We start from the raw sequence: 21,069 nt of genomic DNA on the forward strand, positions 1-21,069 counted from the left end.
CCCCCCCCCCCCCCCCCCCCCCCCCCCCCCCCCCCCCCCCCCCCCCCCCCCCCCCCCCCCCCCCCCCCCCCCCCCCCCCCCCCCCCCCCCGCCGTACGGTCGACGACCGGTCGACCTAGATGAAGCCGTCCAGCTCGCGCAGCAGCGCGGCCTTCGGACGGGCGCCGGTGATGGACTTCACCGGCTCGCCGCCCTTGTAGAGGATCAGGGTCGGGATCGAGATGACGCCGTACTGGGCGGCGGTCGCCTGGTTGGCGTCCACGTCCAGCTTGGCGATGGTCAGCTTGTCGCCGTGCTCGGACGCGATCTCGTCCAGGATCGGGGCGACCTGGCGGCACGGGCCGCACCAGGTGGCCCAGAAGTCGACGAGCACGGGCTTGTCGCTGTCCAGGACGTCGGCCTTGAACGTCGCGTCGGTGACGGTGGTGGTGGCGCCGGCCACGGGAACTCCTCGGGTTCGGACGGAGGGGGCTGCTGCCAGGTGAACAACGGGCGGGCCCGTTCTGTTTCGCCCTGGCCGGGGCGGGGGTGTTTCACGTGAAACGGGTGTCACACCCCCGCGGGGGTCGGTCGGTGGCGAGGGGGTCAGACCGCCACGGCGGCGGTGGCCTTGGCCTCCAGGTCGTCCAGGGCGGCGAGGTGGCGCTCGGCGTCCAGCGCGGCGGAGCAGCCGGTGCCGGAGGCCGTGATGGCCTGGCGGTAGGTGTGGTCCACGACGTCGCCGGCGCCGAACACGCCCGGGATGTTGGTCCGGGTCGAGGGCGCCTCGACCTTGAGGTAGCCCTCCGCGTCGAGGTCCAGCTGGCCCTTGAACAGGTCGGTGCGCGGGTCGTGGCCGATCGCGATGAACAGGCCGGTGACGGCCAGCTCGCGGGTCTCGCCGGTGGTGGTGTCGCGCAGGGTGACGCCGCTCAGCTTCGGGTCGCCGTGGATGGCCTCGACCGCGCTGTCCCACTCGAAGCGGATCTTCTCGTCGGCGAAGGCGCGCTCCTGCATCGCCTTGGAGGCGCGCAGGCTGTCCCGGCGGTGGATGATCGTGACGCTCTTGGCGAAGCGGGAGAGGAAGGTCGCCTCCTCCAGGGCGGTGTCGCCGCCGCCGACCACCGCGATGTCCTGGTCGCGGAAGAAGAAGCCGTCGCAGGTGGCGCACCAGGAGACACCGCGACCGGAGAGCTTGTCCTCGTTCGGCAGGCCGAGCTTGCGGTGCTGGGAGCCGGTGGTGACGATCACGGCGCGCGCCCGGTGCACGTTGCCCTCGGAGTCGGTGACGGTCTTGATGTCACCGGTGAGGTCGACCGAGACGATGTCGTCCGGGATCAGCTCGGCACCGAAGCGCTCGGCCTGCGCCCGCATGTTGTCCATCAGCTCGGGGCCCATGATGCCGTCCCGGAAGCCCGGGAAGTTCTCGACCTCGGTGGTGTTCATCAGGGCGCCGCCGGCGGTGACGGCCCCCTCGAACACCAGCGGCTTGAGGGAGGCCCGCGCCGTGTAGAGCGCGGCCGTGTAGCCGGCCGGGCCGGAACCGATGATGATCACGTTACGGACGTCGCTCACTGCATCTCCTGGTTCGCATCGCGACCCGCGCTAGGTGCGGGGAGGGCGGTTCTGCTCCGCCGCCCGGGACAACGACTGACCAGTGTCTCGCATTCCCAGGCGGATCAGTACCAGGCGGTCGCACTGTGGGAGCGGCGCGGCGCCCCGCTCGTCGATCGCATGGGAACGGAGCCCCGATCCCCGGGACCTCCGATCCCCGGGACGTCAACGGGTGGGGACGGTGCGCTGCAGCACGACCGGGCCGCAGCCGGGGGAGCGCAGGTAGACGTCCGCGAACCCGGGCCGGCCGGGCGCCGGGTAGACCAGGACCTCGACCGGGGCGCCCGCGTAGCTGCCGTGGTCGGTGGCCAGCGGCACACCCTCGGCGGGGGCCGGGCAGGACGGCGGGGACGACGGCGGGGAGGCCTGGGCGGTGAGCTCCTGGCGGCCGTCGGCGGGCATCGCGGCGGAGGGCTTGGCGGGCCCGGTCGGGCGCAGCCCGGGGGCGGTGCCCGACCGGGCCAGCAGCTGCTGGATCTGGGTGGCGAGCTGATCGTCCTGGTAGGTCGGGCCGGCTCCCGCGGCGTGGTCGGCGCGGGAGCTCTGCGCCGTGCCGGGGCTCGCGCCGGTGCCGAGGGAGGCGGAGGCCGGGGCGCCGGCGGACAGGGCCGGGTGCTGGTCGTCCTGGCCGGCCGGGTGCAGCAGCAGGGCTGCGCCGAGGGCGATCGCGGCCAGGGCGGCGGTCGCGCCGAGCAGCAGGCCGGCACGCCGCCGCCGGGGGCGGGGGCGGGGGCGGCCCGGGCCGGTGGGCGCGGCGGGCCGGGAAGGGGGTGCGGAGGGCGCCGCGGCGGCCCGGGCGGCCGGGGCAGGGGCGGCGGCCCGGGAGGCTGCGAGGGGGGCGTTCTCGGCTTCCTCCGCCGCTGCGGAGGCGGCGGCCGAGGCGAGGGCGGCGTCCAGCCGGGCGGCGACGTCGGCGGGCATCGGCGGGGCTTCGACGGCGCCGAGCAGTGCCTGGACCTCACCGAGTGCGTCGGCGGTCTCGCGGCACTCGGCGCAGCCGTCCAGGTGCCGACGCAGCGTCCGGGCGGCGTCGGCGGACTCGACCAGCCCCTCGGCGAGGTCGGCGAGCTCGTCGACGGAGGGGTGGTCCTCGGCGGGGCCGGCGGGGCCGGGGGAGGAGAGGTGGGCCGTCATCGCGTGCTCGCGTCTCCTTCCAGAACCGTCCGACCGGTGTTCGGGCCTGTCCCTGTGACGGTGCCGGTGCCCGTCGGGTTCCCCGGCGCGTTCCGCCGAGGTGGCGGGGCCGCGCCGGGGGCGTTCGGTGTTTCACGTGAAACATCCGGCCCGCCGCCGCTCTCGCGCAGGTGGCGGACCAGCGGGAGCAGCCGGGCCCGGCCCCGGGCGCAGCGGCTCTTCACCGTGCCCACCGGGACGCCCAGCAGCTCGGCGGCCTCGGCGACGGGGTAGCCCTGCATGTCGACCAGGACCAGCGCGGCCCGCTGCTCGGCGGGCAGCTCGGCGAGCGCGGCGGCCAGCTCGCGCTGCACCTCGGCCCGGACCACCGGGGAGTCGGCCGGTTCCGCGGCGCCGACCAGGGTGTCCAGGCGCCGCGGGTCCTCGTCGAGCGGGGTGGTGCGGCGGGTGGCGCTGCGCCGGGCGCGGTCCAGACAGGCGTTGACCACGATCCGGTGCAGCCAGGTGGTGACCGCCGAGCGGCCCTGGAAGCCGGGGGCGGCGCGGAAGGCGGAGACCAGGGCGTCCTGGAGGGCGTCGGCGGCCTCCTCGCGGTCGCCCAGGGTGCGCAGGGCGACCGCCCAGAGCCGGTCGCGGTGGCGGTTCACCAGGAGGCCGAAGGCGTCCGGGTCGCCGGCGACGTGCCGGGCGAGCAGCGCCGCGTCGTCCTCCGCCACCGTCACCCCTCGCCCCCCTCGCCGTCGTTCCGCAGGCCGGACCTCCGGTCAGCCGGAGACCTTGACCTCGGCGACCTGCCCGCGGAACTTGCCATCCGTATCCTTCGGCAGGCTGGTCAGCCAGATCAAGAGGAAGCGGGTGTTCGTCGGGGCATTGAGAGCGAAGTCGACGCTGCTGCCGCTCTTCTTCCCCACGGTCGTGAAGGAGGTCAGCGGCGCCTTCTGCGGGTTGTCCGCCGCCTGGCCGTTCGGGATCCGCAGCTCGGCCGTGGTGGTGCCGACGAACTGGACGTTCACCGAGCTGACGGCGTGCGGCGAGCCGAGGTCGATCAGCAGACCGGTGCCCTCCTTGTAGCCGCCCGGGACGAACTGGTCGTCGTAGCCGAAGGTCGGCCAGCTCGTGCTGGGGTCGCCGTCGATGGCCTTGGGGAGGGCCCAGGCGGATTCCGCCGAGTCGCCCTTCGGGTTGTACGAGAGGGCGGCCTTGGGCGCGATCGGCGTCGGATTGTGGGTGCTGGCCTGCGGGGTCGGCGCGTCGCTGGTGGCCGAGGCCCGCGGGGGGGTGCCCGGTCCGGTGTTGCGCAGGTTGTCCACGAACTGCCAGGAGGCGACGCCGATGGCGCCCAGGGCGACCGTCCATGCCGTCGCCTTGACGACTCGGCGCAGCCGCCGCCGGGTGCGCCGGTTCGAGGTCGGCCGGGACGAGGCGGGCAGCGGGGCGACGGCCGGGTCGGCCACCCGGGTCGGGTTGGGCGCGGTCGGCAGCGCGTGGGTGTTGTGCCGGGGCGGGGCCGGGAAGGCGGGCAGCTCCGGTTCGGGCTGGCGGATCCGGGGCATCTGCGCGATCGCCCGGGTCAGCTCCTCCGGGGTGGTGATCGGCTCGGCGTGGTGCGGCGGGTGGTCGAACAGGGCCCGCGCGGCCAGCTCGGACAGGCCCTTGTGGACGCCCGCGCGGACCTGGTCCGGCGCGGCGTTCTGGAGGCCCTTGGGCAGGCCCTGGAGGTCGTAGCGGTCCTCCGGGTAGGGCCAGCGGTGGGTGAGCGCGGCGAACAGCAGGGCGCCGATCGCGCGGGTGTCGGTGCGCTCGGAGCCGTCGGTGCCGTCCTCGTCGGGCAGCCCGCGCAGGGCGGCGTCCACCGCGATGCCGTTGATCCGGTACTGGCCGCTGTCGGTGCGCAGCACGCAGCGCGGGGTGAGCCGCAGGTGGGCCTGGCCGCGTCGGTGGGCGGCGGCGACCGCGTCGGTCACCTGGCGGACCATCTGGTACGCCTCGTGCGGCTCCATCGGGCCGTCGGCGAGCAGCTTGGCGAGGTCGGAGGCGTGCGGCAGCCACTCCCGCACGACGTAGACCAGCTCGCCCTCCTGGACGGCGTCCAGGACCTGGACGAAGCGCGGGTCGCCGAGCAGGGCGGCGGACTTCGCGGCGGCGAGCACCTTGCGGGCGCGCTGGTGGCCGGAGGCCATCAGGTGGACGCCGACGGCCCGGCGCAGCTTCTCGTCGACCGCGCGCCAGCTGCTGAAGGTCTCGGTCTGGGAGATGCACTCCTCCAGCCGGTACCGGTGGCCGATCATGTCGCCGCTGTGCCGCAGCGGGGCGGGGAGGGTGCGGGGCAGGGTGGCGGTGTCGCGCGGGTCGACGGTGGGCTGCGGGTCGGTGGGGCGGCGCTTGGCGGCCGCGGGCTCCGGGGCGGCGGGCTTGCGCCGGGCGGTGCCCGCGGCCAGCTCGGCGGCGATCTCGTGGGCCGAGAGCGGAGCGGTGATCTCCGAGGTCTCCTCGCCGTGGGGGGTGTCCTGGCCGGCGTCGGAGGCGTCGGAGGCGTCGGTGCCCGCGTCGGGGGCCACCGGGGTGTCCGGGGCGGCGCCCCGGTCCTCGGGCGCGTCCTCGGACGGGTCCTTGGAGGAGGTGTCGGCGGCGCCCGCCGGGGCGGCCTTCCCCGCCGTGAGCTCGTCGATCGCCGCGGCCAGTGCGGCCTCGTCCGCCGCCGCGTCAGCTGCTGACGTGTCGACGACCGCCTTGGTGCCATCAGCCACCGTGGTCCTGCCTCCCCTTGTGTCGCCCCGGCTTGAGAGAGTCGCTGGAGCCCGCGGGTTGGCGGCCACGTGCTCCAGGACAATTGTGCCCACTCTTCTCCACCGAGTACGACCGCTGAGGGGCGCGCTCGGTTGCGTGCTGGTGGAGAGATGTGGTGCAGATCCGACACCGGGCCGCCATCTCGCGGCCCGGGCGGAGCCGGGCGCGGGCGGCGGCCCGGCACCCGGCCGGACGGGCGGAGGAGCCGGTGGCTCCCGTTGACACCCGGTCAGGGCGCCCGCTCGTCCGGTCGGTCGGTGTGGTGGATCAGCGGCCCAGCCGGCCGCGCACCATGCCGAGCATGGCGTTGAGCTCCTCGATCCGCAGGCGCTTCGCGATCAGCACGAACACGGCCAGCTGGAGGCCGCCGCCCGCGACGAGGGACAGCACGCTGCCCATCCAGCCGTCGAGCACCTGCTGGACCGCCAGGCTGACGCCGAGGCCGACCAGCGCGGACGGCACGCCGGCGGTGGCCAGCCGGCTGTACGTCTTGCCGATCCGCTTGCTGTCCAGCCCGCCGATCTTCTTCTTCAGCTTCGGCAGTGCGACCGCCACCCCGACGGCGTAGGCCAGACCATAGCCGAAGGACATCCCGATCACGGCCCACTGGGCGGGCAGCGTGAACCAGCAGAGCACCGAGAACCCGGCCTGGCAGACCGCGACCCAGACGGTGTTGGAGAACGGCGTCCGGGTGTCCTCGTAGGCGTAGAAGCCGCGCAGCATCACGTACTGGGCCGAGTACGGGATCAGCCCGAGCGCGAAGGCCGACAGCATCAGGCCGACGTTGGTGGCGTTGTCCAGGGCCCGGTCACCGCCGCCGATCCCGTAGATCGAGCGGGCGATCACCGGGCCGAGCGACAGGAACAGGAAGGCGCCCGGGACGACCGCCACCGCGGTGGTGCGCAGCCCGTACGACAGGTCGTCGCGGACGGCGCCGGCGTCCTCGTCGGCCGCCGCCCGGGAGAGCCGGGGGAGCACCGCGCTCATGATCGAGACGGTGATCACGGCCTGCGGGAGCTGCCAGATCAGCAGGGCGTTGGAGAACGCCGCGAGGCCGACGCCCTCGTGGCCGCCCTTCTCGGCGGCGCTGCCGGCGGCGGTGGCCAGCTGGGTGATGACCAGGTAGCCGGCCTGGTTGGCGAGCACGAAGAAGAAGGTCCACTTGGCCAGCCGGGCGGCCTTGCCCAGGCCGTGGCCGCGCCAGTCGAAGCGCGGCCGGTAGCGGAAGCCGGCCGACCGCAGGTACGGGATCATCGCCAGCGACTGGACGACCAGGCCGAGCAGGGTGCCGAGGCCGAGCAGCCGGACGCCCTCGGGCGAGATGCCCTCGGGGGTCACCTGAGTGCCGCTGTAGCCGCCGAACACCCAGATGTAGGCGCCGAAGGTGAAGATCACCACGATGTTGTTGAGGACCGGGGTCCACATCATGGCGCCGAACCGGCCGCGGGCGTTGAGGATCTGCCCCATCACCACGTGGACGCCCATGAAGAAGATGGTCGGCAGGCAGTACCGGGCCAGCGCGACCGTGGTCTCGGCGCGGTCCGCGTTCTCCATCATCGAGTGCGAGATCAGCTGCACCAGCAGCGGTGCCCCGAGCACCGCGAGGAACACCACGCCACCGAGCCCGACCATCACCAGGGTGAGCAACCGGCTGGCGTACGCGGTGCCGCCGTCCTCGTCGTTCTTCATGCTGCGCACCAGCTGCGGCACGAAGACGGCGTTCAGCGCGCCGCCGCCGATCAGGATGTACAGCAGGGTCGGCAGGGTGTACGCGGCGTTGTACGAGTCGCCCATGACGGCGACGCCGATGGCCGCGGTGATCACCATGGTCCGGACGAAGCCGGTGCCGCGGGAGACCAGCGTGCCCGCCGCCATGATCGCGCTGGAGTTCAGCAGGCTCGCGACCTTGCCGCCGCCGGCCGCCGGGGCGGGCTCGGCCGCGGGCGCCAGCTGTGCGGCGCGCTCCTCGGCGACGAGGTCCGCCAGCGGCTCCACCGCCGGCGGCACCGCCACGGCGGCCACCTGCATGGTGGCCTCGTCCTCGGAGAGCGGCGGGTCGAACTCGATCGGGGGGACGAAGGGGCGGTGCCCGTCCGGGCCGGCGTACTGCTGCTGCCCCGGGTAGCCGCCCATCGGCGGGTACGGCGCGGGGGCGACCGGCGGCACGGCGGTGGCGGGGGGCGGGGGCGCGACCGGCGGTGCCGCCGGGTGCGCCGGGGCGGGCGGGGGCACCGGCGGCTGGGCCGCGGCCTGCGCCTGGTGGCCGCCGAACAGCGCGTCCACCCCGACGTACTCGGTGGTCTCGCTGTCCCAGGTCGAGTGCGCCGGGCCCGGCTCCCACTGCGGCCGGGGCTGCTCAGGGCCGCCCCACTGGCCGCCGCCGGCCGGAGCCGGGGCCTCCTGCCAGGCGGCCTGCACCGGGGTGTCCCAGCCGGGCTGCACGGGCGGCACCGGGGCCGCGAACGGCGTCGGCGCCGAGTACTGCGCCGGCGGCACCGGCGTCGGGTAGCCGCCGCCCTGCGGCGGCAGCTGCGGCGGCACGTCGTACGCGGTGGCCGGCGGCTGAGGTGCCGCGGGCCGGTCGGCCCGCAGACCGTACGGGTCCTGGCCGGCCTGCGGGTTCCCGTACGCGTCGGCCGCGTACGGGTCCTGGGCGTAGGTGTCGGCCACGTACCAGTCGCCGGACGGCGACTCGGCGCCCGGCCGGTTCTCACCGCGGCCCGGCGGCCGCTCCTCGCTGCGCCCGGTCATGTCACCTCTTCGCTGTCGTGGGGGAGGCCGGCCCGGCGTTGCGGGGGGTCGGCGGTATCAAGGACCAACCTTCTCATCACTGGCGGTCCGATCCCGGCCATCCGCGTTGCTGCCGCGCGGTGTCTGCGCGGGGCCGGCCTCGGCGGATCCGCCGTCGGAGCCGTCTTCGGGGCCGTTCCCGGCGGGTTCGCCGGCACCGCCCCCGGCCTCGCCGTCGGGCTTCTCCCCGCTCGCGTCCCCGCCCGCGTCCTGCGCCCCGTCCCGGGCCCCGTCCGCCGCCGGGGCCGGTGCGCCGCCCGCCGCCGGGCCGTCGACCGGCTGGTCGCCGTCGGCGTGCGGCTGCCCGGCCCGCCGCTTGCGCTGGCGCACGAAGCGCAGCGCGGCCAGCAGCAGCAGGGCGGCGGCGGCCGCGAAGACGTACAGCACGCCGTTGGTCACCGAGGTGACCTCCACCGTGAACTGCTGCGGTTCGCCGTACTTCTGCGGGTTGGGGCCGGTGGTCCAGAGCTGGGCGGTCATGGTGACCGGGCCGTTGTTGCGCGCCTCGGCCTGGAACCGGAGGGTGGCGCTCTGGGCGGCGGGGATGACCAGTTCCTCCTCCTTGCCCACCCGCAGCCGGTTCGGCTGGGTCGAGGTGAGCACCAGCTTGAGGTTGGTGACGGTCTGGGTGAGGTCGTTGCGGACGCTGACCGGCACCAGGCCGGTGTCGCCGGCGAGGGTGACCACGTTCTTCTTCGTCACCCGGACGGCCCCGGTCAGTTCGTCCAGGTACTTGGCGACGTCCTCGCGGTAGGTGCTGCCGACCGCCGTGTTGGTGCGCCACTCGGTGGACAGCGAGCGGACCATCGCGGCGCTGAACGGGCCGCGCACCCGCTGCGGCAGGGTGAGCACCCGCATCAGCGTGTCCAGGTTCTGCTGGATCTCGTCGGTGCTGCTCAGCTCGGCCGCGGACAGCTCCGAGGCGCGGGCCTGGGCCGGGTAGTCGGCGGCTGCCGGGACGGTGGTGTTGGCCTTCGGGTCGGGCGCGGCCTGGGCCAGGGCGTCCAGCTTGACCGGGGCGAGCCACTTGTTGTCGGAGGCCGTCTGCAGGGCGTCCGCCAGCACCTTGGCGGTGCTCGCGGTCAGGTCGCGCGGCGGCATCACCAGCAGGCCGCGCTGGTTCTGCGGCTGCTCGTGGGTGATCGTGTAGGTCTCGGCGAGGAAGCGCTGGTTCGCCCTGGACTGCGCCTGCGGGGAGGCGAGGTCGGTCTGGAACAGCGAGGAGACGGTCTCGTCGGCGACCACCGCGTTCTGCCCGTTGCCGATCGGGCGCACCGCGGTCGGGGTGTAGTTCATCGCGTCCGGCTCCGGCATGCTCGCGCCGTTGACCAGGACCAGGCCGTTGCCGGCCTGCTGGGCGACGCCGGCGATCTGCTGGTCCAGGTAGCCCTGGTACGGCCAGGCCACGTCCGAGCGGGTGTCGACGGACAGCCGGCCCTCGACGGTGAGCCGGCCGGCGGTGGCCGCCTTGCCCAGGGCGGTGCCCATCCCGGTCAGGTCGGCGCCGTTGTGCGCGATCGAGGCGAGGTCCGGGTCGGCGTAGGGCAGCGACACCACCTGGCCGCCCGGCTTGGCGACGGCGGTCCGCAGCTTGTCCAGCCAGGCCGCGGCGGCGGCCTGGCCGGTGCCGGGGACGGTGTTGTCGTCCTTGGCCGGCTTGCCGACGACGTCCTGGCCCGGCTTCTGCACCCGGTACTGCTTGGTCATCGCGAACGCGGTGTCCAGCAGGTCCGGGTCGACCACCCAGGTCAGCCCGGTCATCTTGGCCCCGGTGTCCACCAGCTCGTACAGCCGGCCTCCCGGGGAGAACTCGGCGGTCAGGCTGTCGTCGCGCAGGACGGGGACGGGCTGGTCGTTGTCGGAGTAGGTCTGCGCGGCCAGCACCGGCGCGTGCACCAGCGGCCAGAGCGTGGTGACCTTGCTGGGCTGCGCCTCGGCGCCGCCCGGGTTGTACGGCAGGAAGGTCCGGGCGATGCCCAGCGGCCGGTCGCGCTGGTTGTCGGCGGTCGAGCCCCAGGCGTCCACCGCGAGCTCGTAGACGCCGCTGTCGGACAGTCCGAGGTCGCTCACCGAGACGCTCAGGGTGTAGGGCTGGTTCTGGCCCGGGCCCAGCTCCGGCAGGGCGTACTGCGGGCTGTCCAGCTCCACGCCGTCGGAGTTGCTCGGGCCGCTGCGGGTGGTCACCAGGGAGAGGTCGCTGCGCCGCTGCAGCGGTTTGCTGGACAGCGGCTTGCGGACGGCCGCGTGGGCGTTCTTGACCGCCGCCTTGCCGGTGTTGGTGACGTGCCCGGTGATCTTCACGATGCCGTTCGGGCTGGCCACCTGCGGTGCCACCGTCTCGATGGTCATCTCCACCGGGTACTCGGCCGAGACGCCGTTGTCGGCGGTCGGCCGGATGCCGCCCCCGGCGGGTAGCGCCGCGGCCGGGGCGACCGCCGAGAACAGGGCCAGGGCGGCCCCGCAGACGGCGGCGAGGCGGCGGGCCGCCCGCCCCGCGCGCCGCCCCGTACCGTGCCCTTCGACGGGGCGTTCGGTCCTTCCGGGCCGTCGGTCCGCCCCCAGGCCCGAGTGCCGTGCCGGCTCACTCACTCGTTCCGCCCTCGCCGTTCTCGATCGCTCGCTGCTGATGCTGTTCGCTTGACGTTCTTCGCTTGACGCTGTTCGCCGCGCTGGTGCCGCGGGAGCTCCGCCGTCCTCGGCGGCACGCGACACCGCATCCCCTGTCCGGTGCCCGAGACTCGTCCACCGGCATGGTAACGATGCAGCCCGTGGTGCAGTGTTGCGGGCCTTGGGGTGAGACGCCCAAAACGCGCGGGCGGTTGACCTGCCGGGCCACGTACTCTTGTGAGCCGTGTCCACTGCCAATGAGTCCACCGCGCACCTCGACCGTTCCAGCACCGCCGTCCAGGCCGTCCCAGGCCTGAGCGAGGCCCAGACCCTGGGGCTGCAAGAGCTGCTGCGGGTGTCGCCGGTGGCCGACGAGATCGCCCGTCGGTTCGAGGCGGCCGGCCACCGGCTGGCCCTGGTCGGCGGCTCGGTGCGGGACGCCCTGCTCGGCAGGCTCGGCAACGACCTGGACTTCACCACCGACGCCCGCCCGCAGCAGGTGCTCAGGCTGGTCAAGGGCTGGGCGGACGCGGTCTGGGACGTCGGCATCGCGTTCGGCACGGTCGGCGCCCGCAAGGACACCCCCGAGGGCTCCTTCCTGATCGAGATCACCACCTACCGCTCCGAGGCGTACGACCGGACTTCCCGCAAGCCCGAGGTCACCTACGGCGACACCATCGAGCAGGACCTGGTCCGCCGGGACTTCACCGTCAACGCGATGGCCGTCGACCTGCCCGGCCGCGGCTTCATCGACCCGCACCACGGCCTGGAGGACCTGGAGGCCCGGGTGCTGCGCACCCCCGCGACCCCCGAGGAGTCCTTCTCCGACGACCCGCTGCGGATGATGCGCGCCGCCCGCTTCGCCGCCCAGCTCGACTTCGAGCCGGCCCCCGAGGTCGTCGCCGCGATGACCGCGATGGCCGAGCGGATCACCATCGTGTCCGCCGAACGCGTCCAGGCCGAGCTGAACAAGCTGCTGCTGGCCAAGCACCCGGTGAAGGGCCTGCGGCTGCTGGTCGACACCGGCCTGGCCGACCACGTGCTGCCCGAGCTGCCCGCACTGCGGCTGGAGCGGGACGAGCACCACCGGCACAAGGACGTCTACGAGCACTCGCTGACCGTCCTGGAACAGGCCGTCGACCTGGAGCAGGACGGCCCGGACCTCACCCTGCGGCTGGCCGCGCTGCTGCACGACATCGGCAAGCCGCGCACCCGCCGCTTCGAGTCGGACGGCCGGGTCTCCTTCCACCACCACGAGGTGGTCGGCGCCAAGATGACCCGCAAGCGGATGCGCGAGCTCAAGTACTCCAAGGAGCTCACCGAGGACGTCTCGCACCTGGTCGAACTGCACCTGCGCTTCCACGGCTACGGCGGCGGCGAGTGGACGGACTCCGCGGTGCGCCGCTACGTCACCGACGCCGGACCGCTGCTGGAGCGCCTGCACAAGCTCACCCGCTCCGACTGCACCACCCGCAACCGCAAGAAGGCGGCGGCGCTGTCGCGCACCTACGACGGCCTGGAGCAGCGGATCACCGAGCTGAAGGCCCAGGAGGAGCTGGACGCCGTCCGCCCGGCGCTGGACGGCAACCAGATCATGGAGCTGCTCGGGCTCAAGCCCGGCCCGCAGGTCGGCAAGGCGTACAAGCACATGCTCGAACTCCGGCTGGAGCACGGCCCGCTGGAGCACGACGAGGCGGTGGCCGCGCTGCGGGCCTGGTGGGCCGAGCAGCAGGGCTGAGCGACGCTGCGAGGGGTGGTCCCGGCGTCGGCCGGGACCACCCCTCGGGCGTGCCGGGTCAGCCGTGGAGGCTCTGCAGGCAGAGCACGTAGTTGAGGGCCGGCAGGTTGGAGTAGGTGCGGGTGTAGGTGCTGTCCGACTTCGGCTGCTTCTCGCAGACCTTCTCGTCGGACGTGGCCAGGTACTTGAAGACCACCTTGTACTGGGCGCGGGAGTCGCCGCAGGGCAGCATGGTGATCTTCGGGTTGGCGTCGTGGGTCGCGCCGGTGCCGTTCTCGTTGCGCAGGCAGTCGCCGGGGTTGGCCCGGTCGATGCTGTCGGCCGCGGTGCTGGGGGCGGTCGGCGGCGGCAGCGTGATGGTGGGCACCGGCGGCATGCTGAACGTCGGCGAGGGGAACGGCCGCGGCGCGTGGGTCGGCAGCGGTGGCGCCGAGAAGGTGGTCACCGGGGGCACCGCCACCGTCGGTACCGCGATCGGCGCGGCCGGGCCGTCGTCCTTCGGGCCGAGCACCCCGGTGGCGGCCAGGACGAGCGTGACGACCACCGAGAGCGGCAGCAGCAGCATCAGCGCGTGCGGACGCCGGCCCAGCGGGACGCCGGGGTCGAGCTGGGGGCCGTGGCTGCCCGGGACGGGCGGCGGCAGCCGCTTGACCTTGCCGTTGGCGGCGAGGTTCAGCAGCAGGGTGATCGGCGCCAGCAGCACCGACGCCGGGCTCCACCAGCCCTGGACCAGGGTGCGGGCGGACAGGTCGCGCACCGTCGCCGTTCCGCAGGTGCGGCAGAACGGGCCCGGCATCCGCAGCATCCGGTAGGCCAGGACCAGGCCCTGGTGGCCGCGGACGGTGGCGTCCACGGCCGGGAAGCCGCCGCAGAAGCGGCAGGCGGGACCGTCCTGCGGCGCCGGCGGCGGGTACCCGTACCCGTAGCCGGGCGCGGGCTGCGGGGGGTAGCCGTACGGCTGGTCGGGCGGTGGCGGGGCGGCCGGGTAGCCGTAGCCGGGCGGCGGGCCGGGCGGCGGTGGCGGGGTCGGCCGGCCGTAGGGGTTTCCGGTGGCGTAGGGGTTGCCGTCGTCGGGCGACGGGGCACCGTACGGCAGCTGGGGCGGCGGAACGGACAAGAGATCCCCCGGGGATGCGGTGGTGGTGGAGAGGTCAGACCTTCCCCGGCAGCGGGGCGCCGGCCGGGGTCATCGGGCCGAGGCAGAGCACGTACCGCTTCTTGTTCCAGCGGCGTCCGCTCTTGCCCGAGACGGCGCTGGTGGTCTGCGGTGTCTGCCGGCAGCGGTTCACGTCGGTGGTGTCGCCGAACGTCGAAAGGACCCGGTAATTCGCTTTGGTGTCAGTGCACTTGACGATCTCGACATCGCGCGTGCCGCTCACCCGGACGCAGTCGCCGGGCTTGGCGCTGCTGACGCTCGGCCCGCTGACGAAGTAGCCGACGGCCAGTGCGAGGCAGCCGCCGACCACGCCGACGATCCGCAGCTTCGCCTTGACGCCGCGCTTCGCGGCGGGCGCCGCGTCGGCCGGGGCGGGCGGCGGGTAGCCGTACGGGCCGACGGGCGGCTGCTGGCCGTACGGCGGTTGGGTGCCGTAGCCGGGCGGCTGCTGGCCGTAGGCCGGGGGCGGTCCGAAGCCGGGCGGTGCGGGCTGGGGCGGTCCGGGTTGCGGCGGTCCGAAGCCGGGCGGTGCGGGTTGGGGCTGCGACGGGATGTACGGCACCTGCCCGTACGGCGGGGCCGGCTGCGGGGGCGGCCCGTACGGCGGAGGTGGCCCGTACGGGCCGGGCGGTGTGCTCATCAGTTCGTCCCCCGAGGCCGAGTGCTGTCGCTCCGACAGGTCTGACGTACCTTAGCGACTCGGTCGGACGCCCCCGTCCCGAGGGGCCGAGGGCCTTCAGGAGGCCTGGTCGCCGGGGAGCGGCCCGTACCGCCGGGCGGAGCGCAGGTAGAGGAGCGCCGAGAGCCCGTACACCGCGGCGACCCCGACGACCACCACGACCGAGCGGCCGGAGAGCGGCAGCACCAGCGCCGTGACCAGGGCGGCGGTCACGAAGGCGACGTTGAACAGCACGTCGTAGATCGCGAAGACCCGGCCGCGGTACTCGTCCTCGACCGACTCCTGGACCACGGTGTCGGCGCAGATCTTGGTGCCCTGGGTGACCACCCCGAGCAGCAGCGCCGCGAGCAGGCAGGGCAGCAGGGTGAAGCTCAGGCCGAGCGCCGGGACGAAGAGCACCGGGGCCGCCAGGCAGACCGTCATCCAGCCGGCCAGGCCGAGCCGCCGGGTGCACCAGGGGCTGATCACCGCGGCGACGAAGAACCCGGCGGCGGACAGGCCGACCGCCTGGCCGAGCGTGACCAGTCCGGCCGCGCTGTCGGCCGGGTCGTTGAAGGTGTACCGGGCGAGCATCACCACGACCACGATCAGCACGCCGTAGCAGAACCGGGCCGCGGTGACGGCGGCCAGCGCGTGCACGGCGGGCCGGCAGTCCCGCACCAAGTGGCGTACGGCGGCGCCGAGTTCGACGGCGGCCCGGACCAGCGCCTGGCCGAGCGCCGGGCGGTCGCCGTGCTTCTCCGGGCCGAGCAGGTCGCGGTCCATCCGGCGGGCGGCCAGTGCGGCCGACAGGTAGAGCAGCGCGGCCACCGTGACCAGCGCGGCGTCGGCCTTCGGCCCGGGGGTCATCACCTGGTGCAGCAGGAAGCCGACCCCTCCGCCGGAGGCGGCGGCGACCGTGCCCAGCGTGGGGGAGAGCGCGTTGGCGGTGACCAGCTGGTCCTGCTCGACCACCCGGGGCAGCGCGGCGGACAGGCCGGCCAGGATGAACCGGTTGAGCGCGGTGACCAGCAGCGCCGAGGCGAAGAACAGCCAGGTCGGCGCCTCCGCCAGGAGCAGGGCGCCGGTGCCCAGGCCGAGCCCGAAGCGGGCCAGGTTGCCGTAGTAGAGCACCTGGCGGCGGCGCCAGCGGTCCAGCAGCACCCCGGCGAACGGGCCGATCACCGAGAACGGCAGCAGCATCACGGCGAGCACCGAGGCGATGTCGGCGGGGGAGGACTGCTTCTCCGGGGAGAACACGACGTAGGCGGCGAGCGAGACCTGGAAGACGCCGTCCGAGAGCTGGGAGAGCACCCGGGCGGTCAGCAGCCGCCGGAAGTCCCGGCCGCGGAGCAGACCGAAAAGCGTGGCACGGTGTGCGGACTGGTGGGTGCTGCCGTTCTCGGTGATCGCCACCCGCCCAGAGTGCCATGGAACCGGCCGCCGTTTCACGTGAAACATTCGCCGAGAAACGGTGAAGGGCCCACGATCCGATGATCGTGGGCCCTTCGGCGCGGCCGGCGGCGGTCACCCGCCGCCGGCTCCGGCGCTCGACCTCAGCGCTCGACCTCGCCGCGGATGAACTTCTCGACGTTCTCCTTGGCCTCGTCGTCGAAGTACTGCACCGGCGGGGACTTCATGAAGTACGAGGAGGCCGACAGGATCGGGCCGCCGATGCCGCGGTCCTTGGCGATCTTCGCGGCGCGCACGGCGTCGATGATGACACCGGCGGAGTTCGGGGAGTCCCAGACCTCGAGCTTGTACTCCAGGTTCAGCGGGACGTTGCCGAACGCGCGACCCTCCAGGCGGACGTACGCCCACTTGCGGTCGTCCAGCCAGGCCACGTAGTCCGACGGGCCGATGTGGACGTTGTTGGCGCCCAGCTCGCGGTCGCGGATCTGCGAGGTGACGGCCTGGGTCTTGGAGATCTTCTTGGACTCCAGGCGCTCGCGCTCGAGCATGTTCTTGAAGTCCATGTTGCCGCCGACGTTCAGCTGCATGGTGCGCTCGAGGATGACACCGCGGTCCTCGAACAGCTTGGCCATCACGCGGTGCGTGATGGTGGCGCCGACCTGGGACTTGATGTCGTCACCGACGATCGGCACGCCGGCCTCGGTGAACTTGTCCGCCCACTCCTTGGTGCCCGCGATGAACACCGGCAGGGCGTTCACGAAGGCGACCTTGGCGTCGATGGCGCACTGGGCGTAGAACTTGGCGGCGGCCTCGGAACCGACGGGCAGGTAGCAGACCAGGACGTCGACCTGCTGGTCCTTGAGGACCTGGACGACGTCGACCGGGGTCTCGTCGGACTCCTCGATGGTCTCCCGGTAGTACTTGCCCAGGCCGTCGAGGGTGTGGCCGCGCTGGACGGTGACGCCGGTCGGCGGCACGTCGCAGATCTTGATGGTGTTGTTCTCGCTGCTGCCGATGGCGTCGGCCAGGTCGAAGCCGACCTTCTTGGCGTCGACGTCGAACGCGGCGACGAACTCCACGTCGCGGACGTGGTACTCACCGAACTGGACGTGCATCAGCCCGGGGACCTTGCCGGCCGGGTCGGCGTCCTTGTAGTACTCGACACCCTGCACCAGCGACGCGGCGCAGTTGCCCACGCCCACGATGGCTACGCGAACCGAACCCATTCCGGTTGCTCCCTGTGATCTCATGAGGGCCGCCGGGGTCGACGGCACTCGTCCTGCTTCTTCGATGACTGCTTGTACGGGCGCGAGGCGCCCACTCCTGCCGCGCGGCACAGGGCTGACGCGGTGTCAGCGCTCCTGGGCGGAGCGCCCCGGGCGGTCGTACGGTGGCCCGGGCGGGTCCTGGGACCCTTCCTCCTGGCCACGGCCGTCCGAAGTCTTGTGGGGTACGGCGGTGGTGTTGCCGCCGGTGGCGGGCCCGGTCCGGCCGGTGCGGTTGGCCCGCTCGGTCTCGATCAGCTCGTTGAGCCACCGGACCTCGCGCTCCACCGACTCCAGTCCGTGCCGCTGCAGCTCGACGGTGTAGTCGTCGAACCGCTCGCGGGCCCGGGCCAGCGAGTTGCGCATCTTCTCCAGTCGCTCCTCCAGCCGGCTGCGGCGCCCTTCCAGGACGCGCATCCGCACGGCCCGGTCGGTCTGGCCGAAGAACGCGAAGTGGACGCCGAAGTGCTCGTCCTCCCAGGCGTCGGGCCCGGAGTCGGCGAGCAGTTCCTCGAAGCGCTGCTTGCCTTCGGGGGAGAGCCGGTAGACGGTCTTGGACCGCTTGCCGTTGAGCGCGGTGGCCGGGACGTACTCGACGTCCGGGTTGTCCTCGACCAGGAAACCCTGGGCGACCAGGCTCTTCAGGCACGGGTAGAGCGTTCCGTACGAGAACGCCCGCAACGTTCCGAGCAGGACGTTGAGCCGCTTGCGCAGCTCGTAGCCGTGCATCGGGGCGTCGTGGAGCAGACCGAGAACGGCGAACTCCAGCACTCCTGAGCGCCTGCCCATTGCCGTCGTCCTCCTTCCTCTCGGCCGTCGTCCGGCCGCTGCATCGGGCGGTATGCCGCGTCGATGTATCGGCTCGATATATCGAGAACAGTAAACCGGGCCCTCGGAACGGGCAAGGGGGGCACGCGTGAAGGTGATCACAAGCCGACGCGCAGGAGTGATTGGCAACGGGCGTGTAATGATCTGCTGCCGTTTTGCGGTCATTGGGGACTGATGCCCGATTAGTTGGGATTCCCGGCTGCGTACGCTGTCGCGTGTGCACGAGGACCACCTCCGGGGTTAGGGCGGTTGGCGGGCATCGGACGTGAACCCTGCCTTCAGGCTGGAACCGCCTGGCGAGGAGTGGCTGCAACATGAGTGAACGACGGCGAAGGACGCCCAGCCCGGGCGGTGACGGGCAGCAGCCCCCGGGTGGTGGTGGCCGTCAGGGCGGACCCGGCCGGGACGAGGTGAGCTCGGACGGCATCGGCCGCCGGCGCCCCCCGGGCGAACGGGAGACCGCTCAGCAGCCCCGGATGGGCCGCGCCGAGATGCGCAAGGCCGCCCAGAAGGGCGGCAAGGGCGGCCGGCGCGGTGCTGCCGCCGCCTCCGCGTCCGCGGCCGCCGCCGCAGGCCCCGGCAAGAAGCGGTTCATCGACTACCCGCGGTTCGGCAAGACCGGCGTCCGGCGCTGGCTGCCGTCCTGGCGGCAGTGGCTGAGCGGCTTCCTGATCTTCTTCGCCACCTGCGTGGGCGGGGTGTTCTACCTCTACCAGACCACTGAGATCCCGCAGCTCAAGGATCTGATGAAGGACCAGAACACGATCTACTACTGGGCCGACGGCTCGGAGATGACCCGCAAGGGTGAGACCAACCGTCAGATCGTCGAGCTCTCCGACATCAGCCCCAACCTGCAGAACGCCGTGATCGCGGCGGAGAACCAGACCTTCCGCGAGGACAGCGGCATCGACCCCAAGGGCATGCTCCGCGCCGTCTACAACATGGCCAAGGGCGGCGAGACCCAGGGCGCCTCGACGATCACCCAGCAGTACGTGAAGAACGCGTACCTCAGCCAGGAGCAGACCCTCAGCCGCAAGCTGAAGGAGTTCTTCATCACGCTGAAGATCAATCAGAAGATGCAGAAACCGGACATCCTCAAGGGGTACCTGAACACCAGCTGGTTCGGTCGAGGCTCGAACGGCGCCCAGGCCGCGGCGCAGGCCTACTACGGGGTCGACGCCAAGGACCTCGACCTCTGTCAGAGCGCCATGCTGGCCGGCCTGTTGAAGGGCGCGTCGTACTACGACCCCAGCAACCCGGCCAACAAGGAGCGGGCCCAGGGGCGGTGGGCCTGGATCCTCGAGAACATGGTGAAGACCAAGGCCATCACCCCGGAGGAGCGGGCGAAGTGCGCCACCTTCCCCGACCCGATCCCGCAGAAGCCCAGCTCCAACATGAACGGTGAGGTCAGCTACCTGGTCGACACCGCCAACAAGTACCTGATGGCCACCGACAAGACGATCACCCAGCAGATGATCGACAAGGGCGGTCTGAAGGTCTACACCACCTTCGAGAAGGACAAGGTCGACGCCCTGAAGAAGGCCGTCGACGACGTCAAGGGCGAGAACCTCAACGCCCAGAAGCGCCCCAACAACGACACCTTCATCCAGTTCGGCTCCGCCAGCATCCGCCCCGGCGACGGCGCGATCGTCGCCCTCTACGGCGGCGACGGCGTGGAGAACGGCCACTTCGACAACAACGCCGACGCCATCGGCGTCCAGGTCGGCTCGACCTTCAAGCCCTTCGTGCTGGCGACCGCCATGCAGATCGGCGTCCAGACGGCCACCGACGACAAGGGCAAGCCGAAGCGGATCAACGCCGACAGCCGCTACCTGTCCGACGACATGTCCGAGATCCGCAAGCCGGACGGCTCGCTGGTGATCGGCGACGACGGCAAGCCCTACCGGCAGAAGAACGAGGACTCCGGCAAGCGCGGTTACGTCTCGCTGCGGGCGGCCATGCAGAACTCGTTCAACGTGCCCTTCGTCCAGCTCAACCAGGACGTCGGCGGTCAGAACGTGGCCAACATCGCCGAGCAGATGGGCGTCAGGAAGGAGAGCTTCGCCGACCCGAAGACCCCGACCTTCGCCCTCGGCACCTCCACCATCAGCCCGATCCGGATGGCCACCGCCTACGGCACCCTGGCGGCCAGCGGCAAGGAGGCCGAGCCCTACTCGGTCACCAAGGTCGAGGTGAACGGCATCGAGCGCCCGGGCTTCGGCAAGAAGGACCCCCGGGTCGCCCTGGAGCCGGCCGTCGCGGACAACGTCACCGACGTGCTGGTGAACGTGGTGAAGAACGGTACCGGTTTCAAGGCCAAGGAGCTGGGCCGCCCGGTGGCCGGCAAGACCGGTACCACCGACCAGAACAAGTCGGCCTGGTGGGTCGGCTACACCCCGCAGCTGGTGACCAGCGTCGCGATGTGGCGCGAGGACCCGAGCAAGCACGAGCGGCTGTCGCTCAACGGCACCGGCGGCAAGGAGTCCATCCACGGTGGTGACATCCCGACCGACGTCTTCACCCGGTACATGAAGGCCGCGCTGGCCAACGAGAAGAAGATGGACTTCCCGACCCCGCAGCCGGTCGGCACCGAGGTGGACTCCTCCGGCGCCCCGGTCTCGCCGAGCATGACGCCCACGCCGACGACGAGCGACACCCCGTCGGCCCCGCCCGCGACCCAGCCGGCCAACAACAACCAGCCGCCGCCGACCAACAACAACCAGCCGCAGCCGCCCGTGTCCAGCCAGGGCCCGGGCTGTGTCCCGGGCGTGGACTGCCCGGGCACGCAGCCGAGCCAGACGTCGACGCACAAGACGACCAACCCCGGTCCGACGAGCAGCTGCGGCCTCCTCGGCTGCAGCACGCCCCCGCCCACGGCGCCGCCGACGGACCCCCCGCCGACGACCACCAAGCCGAGCGGCAGGCCGCCGACACCGTCCTCGACCGGCGGGGGCGGTGGACAGAACGGGCTGTTGCCCTGACCACCACCCGCTGAGCGGATGAACCGAACGGCGGTGGGGGGGGGGGGGGGGGGGGGGGGGGGGGGGGGGGGGGGGGGGGGGGGGGGGGGGGGGGGGGGGGGGGGGGGGGGGGGGGGGGG

General features: G+C 72.9%; 14 protein-coding genes. 2 read left to right on the forward strand and 12 right to left on the reverse strand.

All coding sequences use genetic code 11. The features are described 5' to 3' along the window. Nucleotides 1-115: 115 nt before the first annotated feature. From trxA to AC07AL_RS37295, 7 genes are all read right to left on the reverse strand, one after another. A complete protein-coding gene (gene trxA / locus AC07AL_RS37265; protein WP_363579871.1) occupies nt 116-442 on the reverse strand; it encodes a thioredoxin in 327 nt (108 codons plus the stop codon). 143 nt (nt 443-585) lie between these two features. Beyond that, complete coding sequence (trxB, locus tag AC07AL_RS37270; RefSeq protein WP_363579870.1) at nt 586-1,554, reverse strand: thioredoxin-disulfide reductase; 969 nt, start codon at nt 1,552-1,554, stop codon at nt 586-588. Nucleotides 1,555-1,758: 204 nt separating this feature from the next. Next, complete coding sequence (locus tag AC07AL_RS37275; protein WP_478319503.1) at nt 1,759-2,727, reverse strand: hypothetical protein; 969 nt, start codon at nt 2,725-2,727, stop codon at nt 1,759-1,761. After that, on the reverse strand, nt 2,724-3,443 hold the full coding sequence (sigM, locus tag AC07AL_RS37280; protein ID WP_400804292.1) for an RNA polymerase sigma factor SigM: 720 nt from the start codon (nt 3,441-3,443) through the stop codon (nt 2,724-2,726). Before sigM ends, AC07AL_RS37275 begins: the two co-directional genes overlap by 4 nt. 48 nt (nt 3,444-3,491) lie before the next feature. Then, the gene (locus AC07AL_RS37285) at nt 3,492-5,474 is read right to left on the reverse strand and encodes a protein kinase family protein (protein WP_478319504.1); all 1,983 of its coding nucleotides are present in this window, start codon (nt 5,472-5,474) and stop codon (nt 3,492-3,494) included. Between the two features lie 307 nt (nt 5,475-5,781). After that, nucleotides 5,782-8,265 carry a murein biosynthesis integral membrane protein MurJ gene (gene murJ, locus AC07AL_RS37290; RefSeq protein WP_400985518.1) on the reverse strand — a complete coding sequence of 828 codons (2,484 nt, stop codon included), beginning with the start codon at nt 8,263-8,265 and terminating at the stop codon, nt 5,782-5,784. Between the two features lie 57 nt (nt 8,266-8,322). Continuing rightward, complete coding sequence (locus tag AC07AL_RS37295) at nt 8,323-10,893, reverse strand: DUF6049 family protein (RefSeq protein ID WP_478319505.1); 2,571 nt, start codon at nt 10,891-10,893, stop codon at nt 8,323-8,325. 355 nt (nt 10,894-11,248) lie between these two features. Here AC07AL_RS37295 and AC07AL_RS37300 point away from each other — a divergent pair, with 355 nt between their 5' ends. Beyond that, nucleotides 11,249-12,649 (forward strand): CCA tRNA nucleotidyltransferase, encoded by a 1,401-nt coding sequence (locus tag AC07AL_RS37300; RefSeq protein WP_400327508.1) that lies wholly within the window; start codon nt 11,249-11,251, stop codon nt 12,647-12,649. A 58-nt stretch (nt 12,650-12,707) separates the two neighbouring features. Here AC07AL_RS37300 and AC07AL_RS37305 read toward each other — a convergent pair whose 3' ends face one another. The 5 genes from AC07AL_RS37305 to AC07AL_RS37325 form a co-directional block, all read right to left on the reverse strand. Continuing rightward, nucleotides 12,708-13,766 (reverse strand): LppU/SCO3897 family protein, encoded by a 1,059-nt coding sequence (locus AC07AL_RS37305; protein WP_363579864.1) that lies wholly within the window; start codon nt 13,764-13,766, stop codon nt 12,708-12,710. Nucleotides 13,767-13,800: 34 nt separating this feature from the next. Then, a complete protein-coding gene (locus tag AC07AL_RS37310; protein WP_363579863.1) occupies nt 13,801-14,445 on the reverse strand; it encodes an LppU/SCO3897 family protein in 645 nt (214 codons plus the stop codon). A gap of 96 nt (nt 14,446-14,541) precedes the next feature. Continuing rightward, the gene (locus tag AC07AL_RS37315) at nt 14,542-15,879 is read right to left on the reverse strand and encodes an MFS transporter (RefSeq protein WP_363579862.1); all 1,338 of its coding nucleotides are present in this window, start codon (nt 15,877-15,879) and stop codon (nt 14,542-14,544) included. Between the two features lie 140 nt (nt 15,880-16,019). Beyond that, nucleotides 16,020-17,102, reverse strand: a complete 1,083-nt coding sequence (locus AC07AL_RS37320; protein ID WP_363579861.1) for an inositol-3-phosphate synthase — start codon at nt 17,100-17,102, stop codon at nt 16,020-16,022. 126 nt (nt 17,103-17,228) lie between these two features. Then, nucleotides 17,229-17,930, reverse strand: coding sequence for a PadR family transcriptional regulator (locus AC07AL_RS37325; protein WP_063348480.1), 702 nt, complete (start codon nt 17,928-17,930; stop codon nt 17,229-17,231). Nucleotides 17,931-18,283: 353 nt separating this feature from the next. On the opposite strand from AC07AL_RS37325, the gene AC07AL_RS37330 reads away from it, so the two are divergent. Further along, nucleotides 18,284-20,950 (forward strand): transglycosylase domain-containing protein, encoded by a 2,667-nt coding sequence (locus tag AC07AL_RS37330; protein WP_363627898.1) that lies wholly within the window; start codon nt 18,284-18,286, stop codon nt 20,948-20,950. Nucleotides 20,951-21,069: the final 119 nt, after the last annotated feature.

It is taken from the genome of Kitasatospora sp. NPDC043949 (assembly GCF_056435365.1).

Excerpts from the sequence above, each read along its gene's own strand:
- AC07AL_RS37320 (WP_363579861.1), bottom strand. The coding sequence starts at position 17,102 with ATGGGTTCGGTTCGCGTAGCCATCGTGGGCGTGGGCAACTGCGCCGCG.
- murJ (WP_400985518.1), bottom strand. The coding sequence starts at position 8,265 with ATGACCGGGCGCAGCGAGGAGCGGCCGCCGGGCCGCGGTGAGAACCGG.
- AC07AL_RS37330 (WP_363627898.1), top strand. The coding sequence starts at position 18,284 with ATGAGTGAACGACGGCGAAGGACGCCCAGCCCGGGCGGTGACGGGCAG.
- AC07AL_RS37275 (WP_478319503.1), bottom strand. The coding sequence starts at position 2,727 with ATGACGGCCCACCTCTCCTCCCCCGGCCCCGCCGGCCCCGCCGAGGAC.
- AC07AL_RS37325 (WP_063348480.1), bottom strand. The coding sequence starts at position 17,930 with ATGGGCAGGCGCTCAGGAGTGCTGGAGTTCGCCGTTCTCGGTCTGCTC.
- AC07AL_RS37310 (WP_363579863.1), bottom strand. The coding sequence starts at position 14,445 with ATGAGCACACCGCCCGGCCCGTACGGGCCACCTCCGCCGTACGGGCCG.